Source organism: Vogesella perlucida, assembly GCF_979366545.1.
Genome location: NZ_CEETRO010000007.1, coordinates 1 through 15,335 on the forward strand (window position 1 = coordinate 1; position 15,335 = coordinate 15,335).

The window sequence follows — 15,335 nt, forward strand, 5'->3', positions numbered from 1 at the left end:
AAGAAACATCGTTTCTCTAAATCTTTGCAGTGCAAGTATTTGGCTTAGCCAGACACTTACACCTATCGGTTATTTGGTCTGTTAAAGAGCGGTGCTGACTGCTTGTTTCGTTTGCGTCGTCAGCTGATGGTGTGAACTATACGCTTGCGATTTCGACTCGTCAACAGCGTTTTTTAAAAAAATCAGCCATTCAGCAATCAAAATGCGGCAAGCCTATGATCTTAAAAGATTTTAAATTGAAAAAACATCAATAAACTTTTCATAATGTCGCTACAGCAGGCCATGTGCGGGTAACTTCACATCTGCAAATATGATTTTCATGCTGTTTACTGCTGTATTTACTGGATAAAGCCGTTTTAACAAGATAGCTCCAGCTTGGTGCATGACAATCCGGATAGCGCACCATGTAAAAGAGCCATGCTTGCGCATGGCTCTGACGGGACTACCTGGGGTGATCTGGCTTAGCTGCGATAGTCGGCGTTGATCTTGACGTAGTCGTAGGAGAAGTCGCAGGTCCACACGGTGGCGCTGGACAGGCCGCGGTTGAGTACGACTCTGACGGTGATTTCGTCTTGCTTCATCACACGTTGGCCGTCCTCTTCTTTATAGAGCGGGTTGCGGCCACCGTCTTTGGCTACCAGCACGTCGTCCAGGTACATTTCCAGGCGGTCTACGTCCAGGTCGTGAATGCCGGCGTAGCCGATGGCGGCCAACAGGCGGCCCAGGTTCGGGTCGGAGGCGAAGAAGGCGGTTTTCACCAGCGGCGAACGGCCGATGGCGTAGCCAACTGCTTTGCACTCGGCGACGGTACGGCCACCTTCTACTTGCACGGTGATGAATTTGGTGGCGCCTTCGCCATCGCGGACGATGGCTTGTGCCAGCTCGATGGACACTTCCAGCAGTGCGGCCTTCAGCTGTTCGTAGGCCGGGTGCGTCACGCTGTCGATACGCGGTGCGCTGCTCTGGCCGGTGGAGATCAGGATGAAACTATCGTTGGTGGATGTGTCGCCATCGATGGTGATGCTGTTGAAGCTAAGGTCGGCCACCTCTTTTACCAGCTGGGTCAGTACCGGGCGGGTAACGGGTGCGTCGGTGGCGATGAAGCCCAGCATGGTGGCCATATTAGGGTGAATCATGCCGGCGCCTTTGGCGATACCGGTGATGTTGACGGTCTGACCGTCGATCTGGATGGTGCGGCTGGTGGCTTTCGGTGCCACGTCAGTAGTCATGATGGCTTCTGCTGCATCGGCCCAGGTGGCGGGCTGGCGGGTTGGCAGGGCCGTGATGATTTTGTCGACTGGCAGTGGCTCCAGGATAACGCCGGTGGAGAACGGCAGGATTTGCTCGGGCAGGCAGCCTAGCTCGGTGGCCAGCGCGGCACACACTTCACGGGCGTGCTGGCGGCCACTTTCGCCGGTTCCGGCGTTGGCATTACCGGTATTTACCACCAGGGCGCGGATTTGCACGCCGGCGTCCAGGTTCTGTTTGCAGATCTGTACCGGGGCGGCGCAGAAGCGGTTTTGGGTGAAGACGCCCGCTACGGTATTGCCTTTATCGATACGAATGACCAGCACATCTTTGCGACCAGGCTTTTTGATACCGGCTTCGGCATAGGCCAGATCCAGGCCGGCAATGGGGGCCAGCTGAGCATTATCGATGGGCTTGAGATTCACGGGCATGACGTTTCTCCGAAATTTGATGTCGCGCTATTGTAACTGCGTAGGTGCAGCAATGCCATGTGCAGGCCGGCGGGCTTAATGTGCCAGCGCGTCTTGCAGGATTTCCAGTAGCGGCTGGCCATAACGTGCCACTTTCAGCTCGCCCAAGCCGTAAATCTTGCGCAGGGCGGCCAGGCTTTGCGGCTTTTGCAGAACAAGCTCTTGCAGGCTCTTGTCGGAAAACACTGCATAAGCTGGCACGTTATGTTCGTCGGCCATGGCTTTACGCCAGCGGCGCAGCGCTTGCCACAGTCGTTCTTCGCGCTCGGTACGCAGCCAGCGTTCGGCGTGCACGCTCTGACGTTTTTTGTCGTCGGCCAGCGGGCGCAGTGCGATGGTTTCCTGGCCTTTGAGTAGCGGGCGGCAAGCATCGGTAAGCAGTAAGGATTGGCCGCGCACGATATCGACTACCAGCAGCTTGCGCGCTACCAGCTGGCGAATGATGGAGCGCCAGCCTTTCTGGTTCAGCTCGCGGCCAATGCCGAAGGTAGACAGCTTGTCGTGGCCAAAGTGGGTGACGCTGGCGTTGGGCCGCCCCAGCAAGACATCAATCACGTGGCTGGCGGCAAAGCGCTGGCCAACGCGATAAATGCAGGACAGCAGCTTTTGTACCTGCACGGTGGCATCGAAGGTGGTGGGCGGGCGCTGGCAGTTGTCGCACTGGCCGCAGGGTTGGGAGGCTTCGCCAAAATAGCCCAGGATTTGCTGGCGGCGGCAGCTGGCGGTTTCGCAGTAGCCCAGCATGGCATCGAGCTTGCTGAGCTCTACCTGCTTTTGCTGTTCCGGGCTGTCGCCGGACTCGATCATCTGCGTTAGCTGCACCATATCGTTCAGGCCGTAGCATAGCCAGCTGGTAGACGGCAGGCCGTCGCGGCCGGCACGGCCGGATTCCTGATAGAAGTTTTCCGGGCTTTTGGGCAAGTCGATATGGGCAACAAAGCGCACGTCTGGCTTATCGATCCCCATACCAAAAGCAATGGTGGCCACCATGACCAGGCCGTCTTCGCGCAGGAAGGCACGCTGGTTGGCCTCGCGCTCGGCATGGCTCATGCCGGCGTGGTAAGGCAAGGCACGGATGCCGTTTTCGCATAGCCACTGTGCGGTATCGTCCACACGCTTGCGCGACAGACAATAGACAATACCGGAAGCACCCGGATAGTCGTTTTCTATAAAGGCGAGCAACTGCTTCTTGGCGCTGTCTTTTTCGACTACCTGATAAAACAGGTTGGGCCGGTCGAAGCTGGTAACAAACTGGCGTGCATCTTGTAGCTGCAGGAAATGCAGCATGTCGGCGCGGGTTTCCGCGTCGGCGGTAGCCGTCAGCGCGATGCGCGGCACCTGCGGCCAACGTTGGAACAACACACCCAGCTGCTGGTATTCGGGACGGAAGTCATGGCCCCACTGGCTGACACAATGCGCTTCGTCTATGGCGAACAGGCTGATTTGCGGCAGGCTGGCCAGAAAGTCGAGAAAGCGTGGGCTAAGCAAGCGCTCTGGTGCTACGTACAGCAAGTCCAGGTCGCCATAACGGGCTGCGTAGGCGATATCGCGGGCATCGTCCTGGCTGGTGGCCGAGTTCAGGCAAGCAGCTTTTACCCCGGCTTCGCGCAGGGCAGCGACCTGGTCTTGCATCAGGGCGATCAGCGGGGAGACCACCACCGCCACGCCCGGCCGCAGCAGGGCAGGAATCTGGAAACACAAGCTTTTGCCGCCACCGGTAGGCATGAGTACCAGCGCATGGCCGCCCTGCGACACGTGGTCGATGATATCGGCCTGCATGCCGCGAAAGGCGGGGTAGCCAAAGGTGTTCTGGAGTAGGTTAAGTGCGTCCTGCATCGGCGTTCCTGCTAGAAGACCGCCATTGTACGCAAAAAAAGCGGCCACCCGAGGATGGCCGCGCACAATAAATACCTGGAGACAAAGTGAAACAATGAAGCGCGATGGCACTCGAAAGCTTCGAATACCGCACGGCAGCCAAGTTCCCGCCACTTTGGCTTTACCGGCGAGTATGCGAGACTTCTTGTCATTTATTGCCCAGCGAGCCACACCATGAAGCCATACCTGATTCCCGCCCTCTTGCTTGCCAGCGTCCTGGCAGGCTGTGCCACGGCACCCCGCCCTGCCTCTCCCGCCCCGCGGCCAAGTGCAGGCGGCGTGACCGGCCAGCCTGCCCCTGCTGGCAAACCGGTGGCCATTCCCAACGCTGAATGGGTGATCATGGGGGTGACGCCCAACGGGAATATCCTGCACGAAGTCGACAAGCTGAGCCTGCAACGCAGGGGCACACTGGTGCAGTTTCGCGACCGCAAAACCATCTTCAACCCCAAAAAAGAAAACTTCCTGAATACGCCGCGCCACAAACAGTCGATAAACCACTGGGAGGTAGACTGCGCCGCCGCCACATTCCGCCTGACCCGCATGATTTTGCTGGATGATAATGGCCGGGAAATCATTAACCGCACCTATAATGACAACGAAATTCGTGCCATGCCGGTGGTTCGCCAGTCGGCTGGTTTCCAGCAAGTCGACTATGTATGCAAACAACAGGGCTAATACCCCTGGCAAAACAGGCTAGCTGGCAAACTTGCGGCCAACCCCGTGTCAGGCGGTAACCGCTTCTATGTAAAGGGTGATCATGCGTCGTGTGGTATTCAATCAGAAAGGCGGGGTGGGCAAATCCACCATTACCGTCAACCTGGCGGCAGCCGCCGCAAAAGCGGGCAAACGGGTTTTGCTTATCGACCTGGACCCGCAAGGAAACGCCAGCCACTACCTGACCGGCAGCCACACCCCGCCGGCGGGTAATGCGGCCGGCTTTTTCAACCAAATGCTAACCATCAGCATGTTTGAAAAAGCCCCGGCAGAATTCATCACCCCTACTGCGCATGCGGGCCTGGACCTGCTGGCGTCCCACCCGGAGCTGACCGAGCTGATGGTCAAGCTGGAGGCGCGCTACAAGATGTTCAAACTGCGCGAGGTGCTGCTGCAGCTGAACACCAGCTACGACGAAATCTGGATAGACACCCCCCCTGCGCTGAACTTCTACACCCGCTCGGCCCTGATTGCCGCGCAGCGCTGCCTGATCCCTTTCGACTGCGATACTTTTTCTCGCCACGCACTGCTGGGTCTGCTGGACAGCGCTGCAGAGATCCGTGCCGACCACAATCCCGAGCTACAGATAGAAGGCATCATCGTGAACCAGTACCAGCCGCGAGCCAGCCTGCCAGCCCGTATGGTGCAAGCCTTGCGCGACGAAGGCCACCCGGTACTGTCACCACCGCTGTCGGCCTCGGTAAAGATCCGTGAATCGCACGAGCGCAGCCTGCCCATGGTCTACCTGGACCCGAAGCACAAGCTGGCGCAGGAGTTCACCCAGCTGTACCAGAACCTGGCAACAGCCTGATACGCTGCGCCTGGTGGCTGCGCCATGATACCCAACCAGAAAACCCGGCTCACCTGGCTTGGCAGCATCGTGCTGGCGCTGGGTGTCTGGTTGCTGGCCACCGTGCTGCAAGAGCGCGAAAACCAGAATGCCTACCGCAAGCAGCAACTGACTCAAGCCACGCTGCAACTGGAGCATCTGACGCAGCGGATACAACAGCTTACCCAAGCCGGGCAGACCGCCACCGAACTGCTGGTCAGCACCAACGACCGCACCGTACACAATAGCTTTGAGCATTACGCCCCCTATGTACTGGCCTCTAGCGAAGCGTTCGACTTTGTTGCGCTGATAGAACGCATCTCGCCGGCCCAGCGCCAGACCATAGAAGAACAGCAGAGCCTGAGCATTCGCGAATTTCAAGGCGGCCAACTGAGCAATGCAGGCCAGCGTGCCATGCACTTTGTCGCCACCTTGCAGCACCCGGACGATGGCAAGGCGCTGCCGTCACGGCTCGACCTCGGCGCCGAGCCCGCTGTCTATCGCACCCTGATGCAAGCCAGTGCCAGCGGGCAACCTGTTATCGCACGCATTCGTGCCGGCAACCTGCAGCGCATGGCCATTTTTTTCAACCCCAAGGCCAAATCCCAAGCCATCATGGTGATGTTCGGCCTGAATAACGATGCACTACTGGCCAGGCTCAACAAAGACACCCCCCCCGCCCTGCAGCTGCGGCTGCGCCTGCTGCTGAACGATGACCCGCCGCAGCTGATCGCAGACAGCCACCCCGGCCAGGCCAGCCCGGCGCTGCCGTTGCTCAGTGCCACCCGCATCATCGGCGGCCAACGTATCCGTTTTGAGCTCAGCCCGCTCAATGACAGCCCCCAACCTGGCGACCAACAGCTGCCGTTGGCGCTGGGTACACTGTTGGCGCTAGGCATCCTGGTGCTGGGTGGGCGCTACTACAACCGGGGCAACCTGCAAGAGATCGACAAGCAAAACAGCGCCCTGTCGATGCTGCAACAAAGCAACCAGACACTGCGCCTGCAACAAGCGGAACTGCAGCAGCATATCAAGCCGCTACAAGAGGCTGAAGAACGCTACCGCCATGTGCTGCACGATGCGGCCGATGGCATGCTGCTGCTGTCTGCACAGGGCGAAGTACTGGAAGTGAACCCCGCCGCCGCCGCCCTGATAGGCCAGCCACGCGATGCCCTGCTGCAGCTACCGGCCGGCGCGCTGATTAGCGAGCTGCACTGCCGCAACGGCCAGCGCTTCGAGCAGCACGCCAGCCCCCTGCTGGGGCTGCCGTTTGAAGCCATGCTGATCTGCGACCAATCCTTCATGCTGCAAGTCGAACTCAGCCTGAGCCTGATCCGCCCGCAGCTATCCGAGCCGGTGTACCTGGTGGTGTGCCGCAACATTGCCGCCCGCAAAGAGCGCGAGGCAGCGCTGATACGCCTGAAAGACTCGCTAGCCGAACAGGTAGAAACCCAGAACCGCCAGCTGACCGCCCTGCTGGATGCCAGCCCCATGGCCATGGCGTATATCGTGGACCGCCAGTTCAAACAGGTAAACAAAGCGTTCCTGGAGCTGTTTGCCCGCGAAGAAAGCAGCACCGTCGACCACTCTACCCGCTTGATCTACGACAGTGACGAGCACTATTTGCGCACCGGCCGCTTGATTTACCCCCTGCTATACGAAGGCCAGGTCACCCAGAACACCCTGCGCCTGCAGCGGGGCGACGGCAGCACCCTGTGGGTAAACATGTATGGCCGTGCCGTGAAGCCGGATACCCCCGGCCTGGGCTCGGTCTGGCTGTATCAGGATATTTCCACCCAGCGCAATACCGAAGAAGCGCTGCGCCAGGCGCGCGACCTGGCAGAAGAAACCAGCCGCGCCAAAACCGAGTTCCTGGCCAATATGTCGCACGAGCTGCGCACCCCGCTACACGCCATCCTGGGGTTTGCCGAAATGGGCGAAGCACGCAGCCACGGCGGCGACGGCAACAAGATCGCCCACTGCTTCGAACGCATCCACAATAGCGGCAGCCGGCTGCTATCACTGCTGAACGACCTGCTGGACCTGGCCAAAATGGAAGTGGGCAAGATGGATTACCAGTTCTCGCGCAGCGACCTGGAGCAAGTCGTACGCGAGGCAGTAGAAGATTTGCGGGGCCAGGCCAGCAAGTGCCATGTCACCCTGGTACAACACCCCTCGCCTTCACGGCTACAGGCCGAGATGGACCCGTTCCGCATTGGCCAGGTCGTGCGCAACCTGCTATCCAACGCCATCAAGTTCAGCCCTGGCGGCAGCCGGGTAGAAATCGGTTTCAGCCTGACACCCGGCCAGCCCGCCCTGCTGAATGTGTCCGTCCGCGACCACGGCCCCGGCGTGCCCCAGGGCGAGCAGGAGCGTATTTTCGACAAGTTCATCCAGAGCAGCCTCACCAAGACCGGTGCAGGCGGCACCGGTTTGGGCCTGGCCATCAGCCGCGAAATCATCAGCGCCCACCATGGCCTGATATCTGTTCATAATGCCGCCGACGGTGGCGCCATTTTCAGCTTCACACTGCCGCAAACGCATAGCGACAGCGCGTCGCACAAGGAGAGCTAAGCATGGGCAAGCGCCTGCTATTGGTAGACGATGAGCCATTCAACCTGGAACTGATGACCGAGCTGCTGCAAGACGCAGGCTACGACACAGTGCAGGCCGAAGACGGCGAGAGTGCGTGGCAGATACTGCAGCAAGAAGGCGAAACATTCTCTGCCGTCCTGCTGGACAAAATGATGCCGGGGATCAGTGGCTTCGACCTGCTGCGCCGCATGAAATCCTCAGGCAAGCTGGCTTTTGTGCCCGCCATCATGCAAACCGCCGTGGGTGCGGCCGCCAGCGTGCAGGAAGGTTTGTCGTCCGGTGCCTTTTACTACCTGACCAAGCCCTTCTCGCGCGACATGCTGTTGGCCGTGGTGGCTGCCGCCGCGGTGCACTGGGACCGCCACCAGCACTTTAAGGAACTGGCCAGCCAGCAAGCCGGTGCCCTGCGGCACATGAACAGCGCCAGTTTCAGCTTTCATAATCTGCAAGAAGCCCAACATGTTACCTCGCTGCTGGCCAAAGCCAGCCCACAGCCAGAGAAGGTCGCCACCGGCTTGTTCGAGCTTATCGTCAATGCCATCGAACACGGCAACCTGGAAGTGAGCTACCAGGAAAAAACCCGGCTGCAGAGCCTGGAACAATGGGAAAGCGAGCTGGAAAAACGCCTGGCCGACCCGCGCATGGGCCAGCGCCGCGTGTATGTCGACATGACGCGCGACGCGCAGGCACTGCGCTTTACCATCCGCGACGAAGGACAAGGCTTTGACTGGCAAAACTTTCAGGACAGCGCACCGGATACCCTGCTGGCCAGCCATGGCCGCGGCATCCTGATTGCCCGCAAGCTGTCATTCGACCAGCTGGACTACCTGGGCAATGGCAATACCGTGGTGGCCACCAGCTACCTGGCTGCCCAGTAAGGCCGCCAGTCCTGGCGCAGGGTGGTCAGCTGCACATCCTGCCCCAGCTTCAGTTGCACCGCGCCCTGGGTATCGGTACGCCATAGCACGATGCCCGCCGCGCTCAGGCTGGCCAGCACTTCGGCATGCGGGTGGCGATAGCGGTTCTGGTAGCCGGCACTCACGATACCGTGCAGCGGCCGTACTGTGTCCAGCCAGGCCTGCCCGCTGGCGGTACGGCTGCCATGGTGGCCCAGTACCAGCACCTGGCTGCGCAGCGCAGCGCCGTATTGCCGTACCAAGGTTTCCTCTACGGCCAAAGTAGCATCGCCGGTCAGCATCAGCGCCTGGGTGGGGGTGGCTACCCGCAGAACACAGCTCAGGGCGTTGTCTTCGCCCTGGCTAGCCGGCCTAGGCCACAGCACGTCAAAGCGTATGCCATCCCACGCCCAGCTTTGCCCAGCCAGACAAGGTTGGCCGCGCCAGCCGGCCGCACTGCCTGGCTGCCCCCGGAAAAGCTGCCGCACCGGCAGCTGGGGCAACAGGGTCTCGGCCGCACCATCGTGGTCGTTATCGTGATGCGACAGCAGCACGGCATCCAGCTGGGCCACACCGCGCGCGTGCAGTACCGGTAGTAGCACCCGCCCGGCATCCCCCGCACCCGTATCAAACAGCACATCGTGCTGGGCGGTACGCAGCAACACCGCCAGGCCCTGCCCCACGTCGATCACCTCGGCCCACAGCTCGCCCGCAGGCGGGCGTGGCGCGCGGTACAGCAGCAGCGGCAATAGCAGCACCACGCCCCAGCTACGCCAGGCACGGCCCAAGGGCAGTAGCCACACCAGGCTGCCCAGCAAGCCCGCCGGCAACAGCTGCCACGGGAGTAATGGCCGGCGATACGGCGGCCACTGCGCCAGCCAGTCCACGCCCCACCAGAAGGCATGCGCTACCCAGCCGGCCAGCCAGGCAAGGCTGTCCAATGGCAAGGCTGCGGCCAACAATACCAGCGGGGTCAGCACGAAAGACACCAGCGGAATGGCCAGCGCATTGGCCAGCGGCGACAACCAGGGAAAGCTGCCAAACAGCCACAACAGCGGCACGAATGATGCGAGCGTAGCGCGCCACTGCGCCCACAACGCCGTTTGCCAGGCTGGCTGGCGCTGGCGCAAGCCTACCTCGCCAGCAATCAATGCCCCCACCAGGCCAAACGACAACCAGAAGCCCACTGCCAGCACCGCAAACGGGTCCAGTAGCAAAACAACCGTTAGCGCCGCCAGCCACACCTGCAAGGCCGACAGGCCACGCTGCAGCGCCAGGGCCACGCACACGGTGAGCAGCATCCATACGGTGCGCTGTGTCGGTACCGAAAAACCCGCCAGCAGCGCATAAAACACCGCCACACTCGCCCCCGCCCACAGCGGCAAGCTGGCCGGAACCTGCGGCCAACGCCGCCGTAGCAGCGTGGCACCCCCGGCCACCAGCGCGGCCACCAGGGTGATGTGCAAACCCGATACGCTGACAATATGCGTCAGGCCGGTAGCCGCCAGTGCGCCCCATTCTGTGCGGTCTATACCCTGCTGCGCCCCCACTGCCAGCGCTGCCAGCAAGGCACCGTCACGCAGCGCCCCCTGCCGGGCCAGGCGTAGGGCAATGTGCTCGCGCAGTGCATCCAACCGCGCTATCCCGTCCAACCCGGTAACGGGCAGCGCATGCCGCGCCTTACCCACCGTGCCGGTGGCCAGCACCCCCTCGCCCCAGTACCAGCGCTCGGCATCGAAGCCTGCGACGTTGGCCGCACCGTGCGGCTGGCGCAGCCGTACCGACAGCGCCCAGCGGCTGCCAGCCGGCCAGGGCCGCTGGCGGTAATCGTTCAGCAGCAGTAGCGACGGCACCGCCACCTCGGCCTGCTGTACCTCAAAACGCAAGCGCGTACCAAACTCACCCGGGTCGGCCAGGCCGCGTACCACCCCCTGTACCTGTAGCACGCTACCCGCCAGCGCCGGGTCCAGCCGCTGCGCCAGGCGCAGCTCGGCACGCCAGCTGGCGTAGCTCAACCCCAGGCTGAACCACAGCAAGGCACACAGCCAGGCGCGGCGGCTGCGCCACCACAGCGGCCACAGCATCAGCCAGAGCGCGGGCAGCAAAAACCACGGCGGCAGCACAGGGAGCAGCGCACACAGCACCACCCCGGCGCACAGGAAAACAAGCTTGTACATGGCGCCATCCTAGCCAGCGCATTTATCGACAGGCAAAGCAGTTGCCGCGCACGGTGCGATACCGTATCTTCGCCGCGTCAAAAAAGGAAAAACCATGCAAGCCACGCCCCTGTACTGCGCCGAAAGCGCCCGCCGCGACACCGCCGAAAGGTTGGCCGCACGCTTTGCCCTGCCGCTGGTAAAACAGCGCCCGGACAGTGGCTACTGGCTGGAGCTGGGGCCGGAAAGGCTAGAGCTGGTCACCACCGGCAAGCACGGCGCGGTGTACGCCGAGTTTGTCGAAGGTGCCGCCAAACACCGCCGCGAGCAAGGCGGCGGCCGCGGCCAACCGGTGGCCAAGGCGGTGGGGCTGAAAGGCGCCAAGGACCTGCCGCGCATTGTGGACGCCACCGCAGGCCTGGGCGGCGATAGCTTTGTGCTGGCCACGCTGGGCTGCCAGGTCACGCTGCTGGAGCGCTCGCCGGTGGCGGCAGCGTTGCTATTCGACGCGCTGGAGCGCGCCAGCGTGCATCCGGACACCCAGGACATCGTGGCACGCATGACGCTGATTCACACCAACGCCATCACCTGGCTGGCGGAGCAAGCCGAGCTGCCGTGGTCACAACGCCCGGATGTGGTGTTTGTCGACCCCATGTTCCCCGACACCGACAAGAAAAGCGCCGCCGCCAAGAAAGGCATGCAGGCCTTCCAGCACGTGATTGGCGACGACATGGACAGCGCCGCGTTGCTGGAGGCTGCCATCGCCGCCGCCACTGGCCGTGTGGTGGTGAAGCGCCCACAGCGCGGTGTGCCGATCGAAGGCGTGAAACCGTCGGTGGTGCTGGATGGCAAATCCACCCGCTTCGACCTGTACGTCATCAAGGCACTGCGCCCGCAGGACTTTGTCGGCCGCGAGTAACACAACAGATTCACCCGGCCCTGCCCGTGCAGGCCCAACCCTGTTTTATCGACAACCACGCACATGGCAGCATGCGGTTTACCTTGACCGTCACGGAGTGATCGCTGCCATGAGCCACCCCATCAAACAGATTGTACTGATCGAGACCCTGCCCGGCCGTGCAGAAGAACAAGTACAGGCTTTTGCCTGGCTGGCACCGCAAGTACGCGCAGAAGCCGGCTGCCTGAGCTATCAGCTACACCGCGTCAGCGGCCAGGAAAACAGCTTTGTCCTCACCGAAACCTGGGCCAGCGCCGCCGCATTGGCCGCGCACGACGCCAGCGAGCACATGCAGGATGCCGCGCCATGGCTGGCCAGCTTTCGCGCCGGCCCCGCACGCGTACTCACCCTGGGCGAGCTGCACCCCGCCCCGCTCACACCGCCTGTCAGCCATCGCTCGCCACTCCCCTACCTCGGCGCAGGCCTGCTGCTGGGCTTGATGCTTGTAGCACTCATGACTGGCCAGTGGCCGGCCATCCAACTGTGCCTGGCGGGATTCGGTATGCTCGCGCTGACCCGCTACATACTGACCACCGTGAAACGCCGAGGCTCTATGCCGTACTGAGCACGGCGGCGATACCCTCACTCACACCAGCACCGGCATGGCAGCAACACACCGCCCCCACCCCATCATGATGCGGCCAACCCTCCCGGCCTGACGCGCGCTGCGCTACACTGCCCACCCCGTGTCTGGCGAACAGGCGGCACAGACCGCCACGCCACCTTGTCATCCCGCTGATGGAGCCTGCCGATGTCTGTTTTTACCCTGGAAATGAAAGTACGCGATTACGAATGCGATATGCAGGGCATCGTTAACAATGGCGTGTACTTCAACTACCTGGAACACGCCCGCCACGAGTTTTTGCTGGAAAAAGGCATCGACTTTGCCCAGCTGGCGCGCGAGGAAGTGAACCTGGTAGTAGTACGCGCCGAGCTGGACTACAAAGGCTCGCTCACCAGCGGCGACCGCTTTGCCGTGACCGTGGCCTTCGAAGCCGTGTCCAAGGTGCGCTTCGGCTTCCGCCAGCAGGTCATCCGCCTGGCCGATAACAAAGTCGTACTGGAAGGCCTGATCGTGGGCACCGCCATCAACGAGCGCGGCCGCCCGGCCATCCCGGCAGACTTCGCCGCCCGTTTGGCAGGCGAGTAGGGCTAGCCGCGGTGCCACGCCTGCGCGCCACAACATGCGCAGAGCACATCACGCCTTATGGCACGCTATGGCTGACTGGCTATCGTGATAGCACCCGCTGTCCGTTGGAACCTGCAGTTGGTAACCAGCCCCTCTGCCCGTGCTGTCATCAACCGTCACAAAGCGTTACCCTGTTAGTGCAAACGCTTGGCCGCAAACGTGGTCAAATAGCGGCAATAAACGAATCATCAAGGGAGTACACACCATGAAATCCAGACAAATCCTGATCGCCGGCATGCTGACCATGGTGGCACTTACCGGCTGTGCCACCAGCTCCGACTCGGCCCAGGTGTACAGCAAAGGCCAGATGCGCCAGATTCACGAAGTGGAATACGGCAAGATTCTGGACATCAAGAACGTGAAGATGGAAGGCGATAAAAACGACCTGCTGACCCTGGGCGGTACCGCGCTGGGTGGCCTGGCCGGCAGCAATATCGGTAAAGGTAGCGGCTCGGTAGCCGGTGCCATCGTGGGTGCCATGGCTGGCGGCCTGGCCAGCGAGGCCGTGCAGCGCAATAACACCAAAAACGCCTATGAGCTGACGGTGCAAATGGAAAAAGGCCGCACCGTGTCCATCGTGCAGGAAGCCGATGTGGTCCTGAGCGTAGGCCAGCGCGTGAAGGTGATTACCGGCGGCGGCACTGCCCGCGTACTGCCACTGTAAGCGCCCCCGCCAGCCACCCCAACGGTGGCGGTTTTATCACCCCGGTTAGCCCAGGCTACCGGGGTTTTGCTTTATGGCGTGGGCCAGCGTGCTGGACAGCCAGCCTGCGACGGGGTAGGCTGCCGCCCTTTTTTCCTTATAAAACAACAAGTTTGTATATACAAATGTTTGCCATCCCTGTCGCTATTACCCTGATGCTGGCCCTGTCGCTGGCGCGTACCCATGTTGTCATCAGCCTGATTGTCGCCTCGCTGGTGGGCGGCCTGCTCGGCGGGCTGGACCTGCCGCAAACCCTGGCAGCATTCAACAAAGGCATTACCGGCGGCGCCTCGGTGGCGCTGTCTTACGCCCTGCTGGGCGCGTTTGCCGTAGCTATTGCCAAATCCGGCCTGCCGCATGCCCTGGCCGACGCCGCCGTGCGCCAGCTGCAAAACAACAGCAGCCAGCAACGGCTGAAGTGGCTGATGATCGCCCTACTGGCCGTGGTAAGCGTGATGAGCCAGAACCTGGTGCCCATTCATATTGCCTTTATCCCCTTGCTGGTGCCGCCGCTGCTGTACGTGATGGCGCGCCTGCAGCTGGACCGCCGCCTGGTAGCCTGCGTGATTACCTTTGGCCTCACCACGCCCTATATGCTGTTTCCGGTGGGCTTTGGCGAAATCTTCTTGAAGCAGATTCTGCTGGGCAATATCGAAAAAGCCGGCATGCACGTGGCGGATGTGAACGTGATGCACGCCATGGCCATTCCTGCCGTAGGCATGCTGGCCGGCCTGCTGCTGGCGGTGTTTGTCAGCTACCGTAAGCCGCGCCAGTACAGCCTGGGCAAGATCGAACACACCGAGCGCACCCATGCCAAGGTTGGCCGCAAGTCGCTACTGACCTCGCTGTTTGCCATTACCGCCGCGTTTGGCGTGCAGCTGTACAGCGACTCGATGATGCTGGGCGCGCTGGCCGGCTTTCTGCTGTTCATCGCCAGCGGTGTGGTGAAGTGGGGCGACGCCGATGGCGTGTTCAGCGACGGCATGAAAATGATGGCCATGATCGGTTTCATCATGATCACCGCCCAGGGCTTTGCCGAAGTGCTGCAAGCCACCGGCCAGATTGGCGAGCTGGTGAAGGTATCGGCCGATCTGTTTGGCCATAGCCGTGGTGCAGCGGCGTTTGCCATGTTGTTTGTCGGCCTGCTGGTGACCATGGGCATCGGCTCGTCGTTTTCCACCGTGCCTATTCTCACCGCCATCTATGTGCCGCTGTGCCTGCACCTGGGCTTCTCGCCGCTGGCCACCGTGTCGATTATCGGCACCGCCGGGGCGCTGGGCGATGCTGGCTCGCCGGCATCCGACTCCACACTGGGGCCAACATCGGGCCTGAACGTGGACGGCCAACACGACCACATGCGCGATACCGTCATCCCCACTTTCATCCATTACAACCTGCCGCTGTTGGCCGCAGGCTGGGTAGCCGCGATGGTGCTGTAAGCGATAAACGGTGGGGCTGCGCTACAATGCGGGTCAAACATTGACGGAACACGCCATGGAATCGCGCCTCACCGAGCTGGAAATCAAGGTCGCCCTGCAGGACGACCTGCTGGACACGCTCAACCTCACCATCGCCCGCCAGCAGCAGCAGATCGACCTGCTACAAGAGCAGCTGCGCCACCTGTACCGCATGCAGCAAGCCGGCAACCAGCCGGAAGAGCAGCGCTCGCTGCGCGACGAGATTCCGCCGCACTACTAAG

General features: G+C 61.6%; 13 protein-coding genes. 10 read left to right on the forward strand and 3 right to left on the reverse strand.

What is annotated here, in order from left to right:
• Positions 1-461: 461 nt before the first annotated feature.
• Both argJ and recQ read right to left on the reverse strand, forming a co-directional pair.
• Positions 462-1,679, reverse strand: a complete 1,218-nt coding sequence (gene argJ, locus ACZ9XP_RS11255; RefSeq protein ID WP_147685904.1) for a bifunctional glutamate N-acetyltransferase/amino-acid acetyltransferase ArgJ — start codon at positions 1,677-1,679, stop codon at positions 462-464.
• Between the two features lie 75 nt (positions 1,680-1,754).
• Positions 1,755-3,554, reverse strand: coding sequence for a DNA helicase RecQ (gene recQ, locus ACZ9XP_RS11260; protein ID WP_465188483.1), 1,800 nt, complete (start codon positions 3,552-3,554; stop codon positions 1,755-1,757).
• Positions 3,555-3,767: 213 nt separating this feature from the next.
• On the opposite strand from recQ, the gene ACZ9XP_RS11265 reads away from it, so the two are divergent.
• From ACZ9XP_RS11265 to ACZ9XP_RS11280, 4 genes are all read left to right on the forward strand, one after another.
• A complete protein-coding gene (locus ACZ9XP_RS11265) occupies positions 3,768-4,271 on the forward strand; it encodes a surface-adhesin E family protein (protein ID WP_147685908.1) in 504 nt (167 codons plus the stop codon).
• Positions 4,272-4,353: 82 nt separating this feature from the next.
• Positions 4,354-5,121: a ParA family protein gene (locus tag ACZ9XP_RS11270; RefSeq protein ID WP_147685910.1), complete on the forward strand. Its 768-nt coding sequence runs from the start codon at positions 4,354-4,356 to the stop codon at positions 5,119-5,121.
• 24 nt (positions 5,122-5,145) lie between these two features.
• Positions 5,146-7,713 (forward strand): ATP-binding protein, encoded by a 2,568-nt coding sequence (locus ACZ9XP_RS11275; RefSeq protein ID WP_147685913.1) that lies wholly within the window; start codon positions 5,146-5,148, stop codon positions 7,711-7,713.
• A gap of 2 nt (positions 7,714-7,715) precedes the next feature.
• Positions 7,716-8,612 (forward strand): response regulator, encoded by an 897-nt coding sequence (locus ACZ9XP_RS11280; protein WP_147685915.1) that lies wholly within the window; start codon positions 7,716-7,718, stop codon positions 8,610-8,612.
• On the opposite strand, the gene ACZ9XP_RS11285 is transcribed toward ACZ9XP_RS11280, so the two are convergent.
• Positions 8,594-10,807, reverse strand: coding sequence for a DNA internalization-related competence protein ComEC/Rec2 (locus ACZ9XP_RS11285; protein WP_147685917.1), 2,214 nt, complete (start codon positions 10,805-10,807; stop codon positions 8,594-8,596). The genes ACZ9XP_RS11280 and ACZ9XP_RS11285 overlap by 19 nt on opposite strands.
• Before the next feature lie 94 nt (positions 10,808-10,901).
• Between ACZ9XP_RS11285 and ACZ9XP_RS11290 the strand changes: the two genes are divergently transcribed.
• The 6 genes from ACZ9XP_RS11290 (at position 10,902) to ACZ9XP_RS11315 (ending at position 15,334) form a co-directional block, all read left to right on the forward strand.
• The gene (locus ACZ9XP_RS11290; protein ID WP_147685919.1) at positions 10,902-11,705 is read left to right on the forward strand and encodes a class I SAM-dependent methyltransferase; all 804 of its coding nucleotides are present in this window, start codon (positions 10,902-10,904) and stop codon (positions 11,703-11,705) included.
• Between the two features lie 109 nt (positions 11,706-11,814).
• Positions 11,815-12,309: a putative quinol monooxygenase gene (locus ACZ9XP_RS11295; RefSeq protein WP_147685921.1), complete on the forward strand. Its 495-nt coding sequence runs from the start codon at positions 11,815-11,817 to the stop codon at positions 12,307-12,309.
• A 186-nt stretch (positions 12,310-12,495) separates the two neighbouring features.
• Positions 12,496-12,894, forward strand: coding sequence for an acyl-CoA thioesterase (locus ACZ9XP_RS11300; protein ID WP_147685923.1), 399 nt, complete (start codon positions 12,496-12,498; stop codon positions 12,892-12,894).
• A gap of 244 nt (positions 12,895-13,138) precedes the next feature.
• Positions 13,139-13,597 carry an outer membrane lipoprotein gene (locus ACZ9XP_RS11305; protein WP_240801380.1) on the forward strand — a complete coding sequence of 153 codons (459 nt, stop codon included), beginning with the start codon at positions 13,139-13,141 and terminating at the stop codon, positions 13,595-13,597.
• Positions 13,598-13,761: 164 nt separating this feature from the next.
• Complete coding sequence (locus ACZ9XP_RS11310) at positions 13,762-15,075, forward strand: Na+/H+ antiporter family protein (RefSeq protein ID WP_465188484.1); 1,314 nt, start codon at positions 13,762-13,764, stop codon at positions 15,073-15,075.
• Positions 15,076-15,130: 55 nt separating this feature from the next.
• Positions 15,131-15,334, forward strand: a complete 204-nt coding sequence (locus ACZ9XP_RS11315; protein WP_017510314.1) for a SlyX family protein — start codon at positions 15,131-15,133, stop codon at positions 15,332-15,334.
• Position 15,335: the final 1 nt, after the last annotated feature.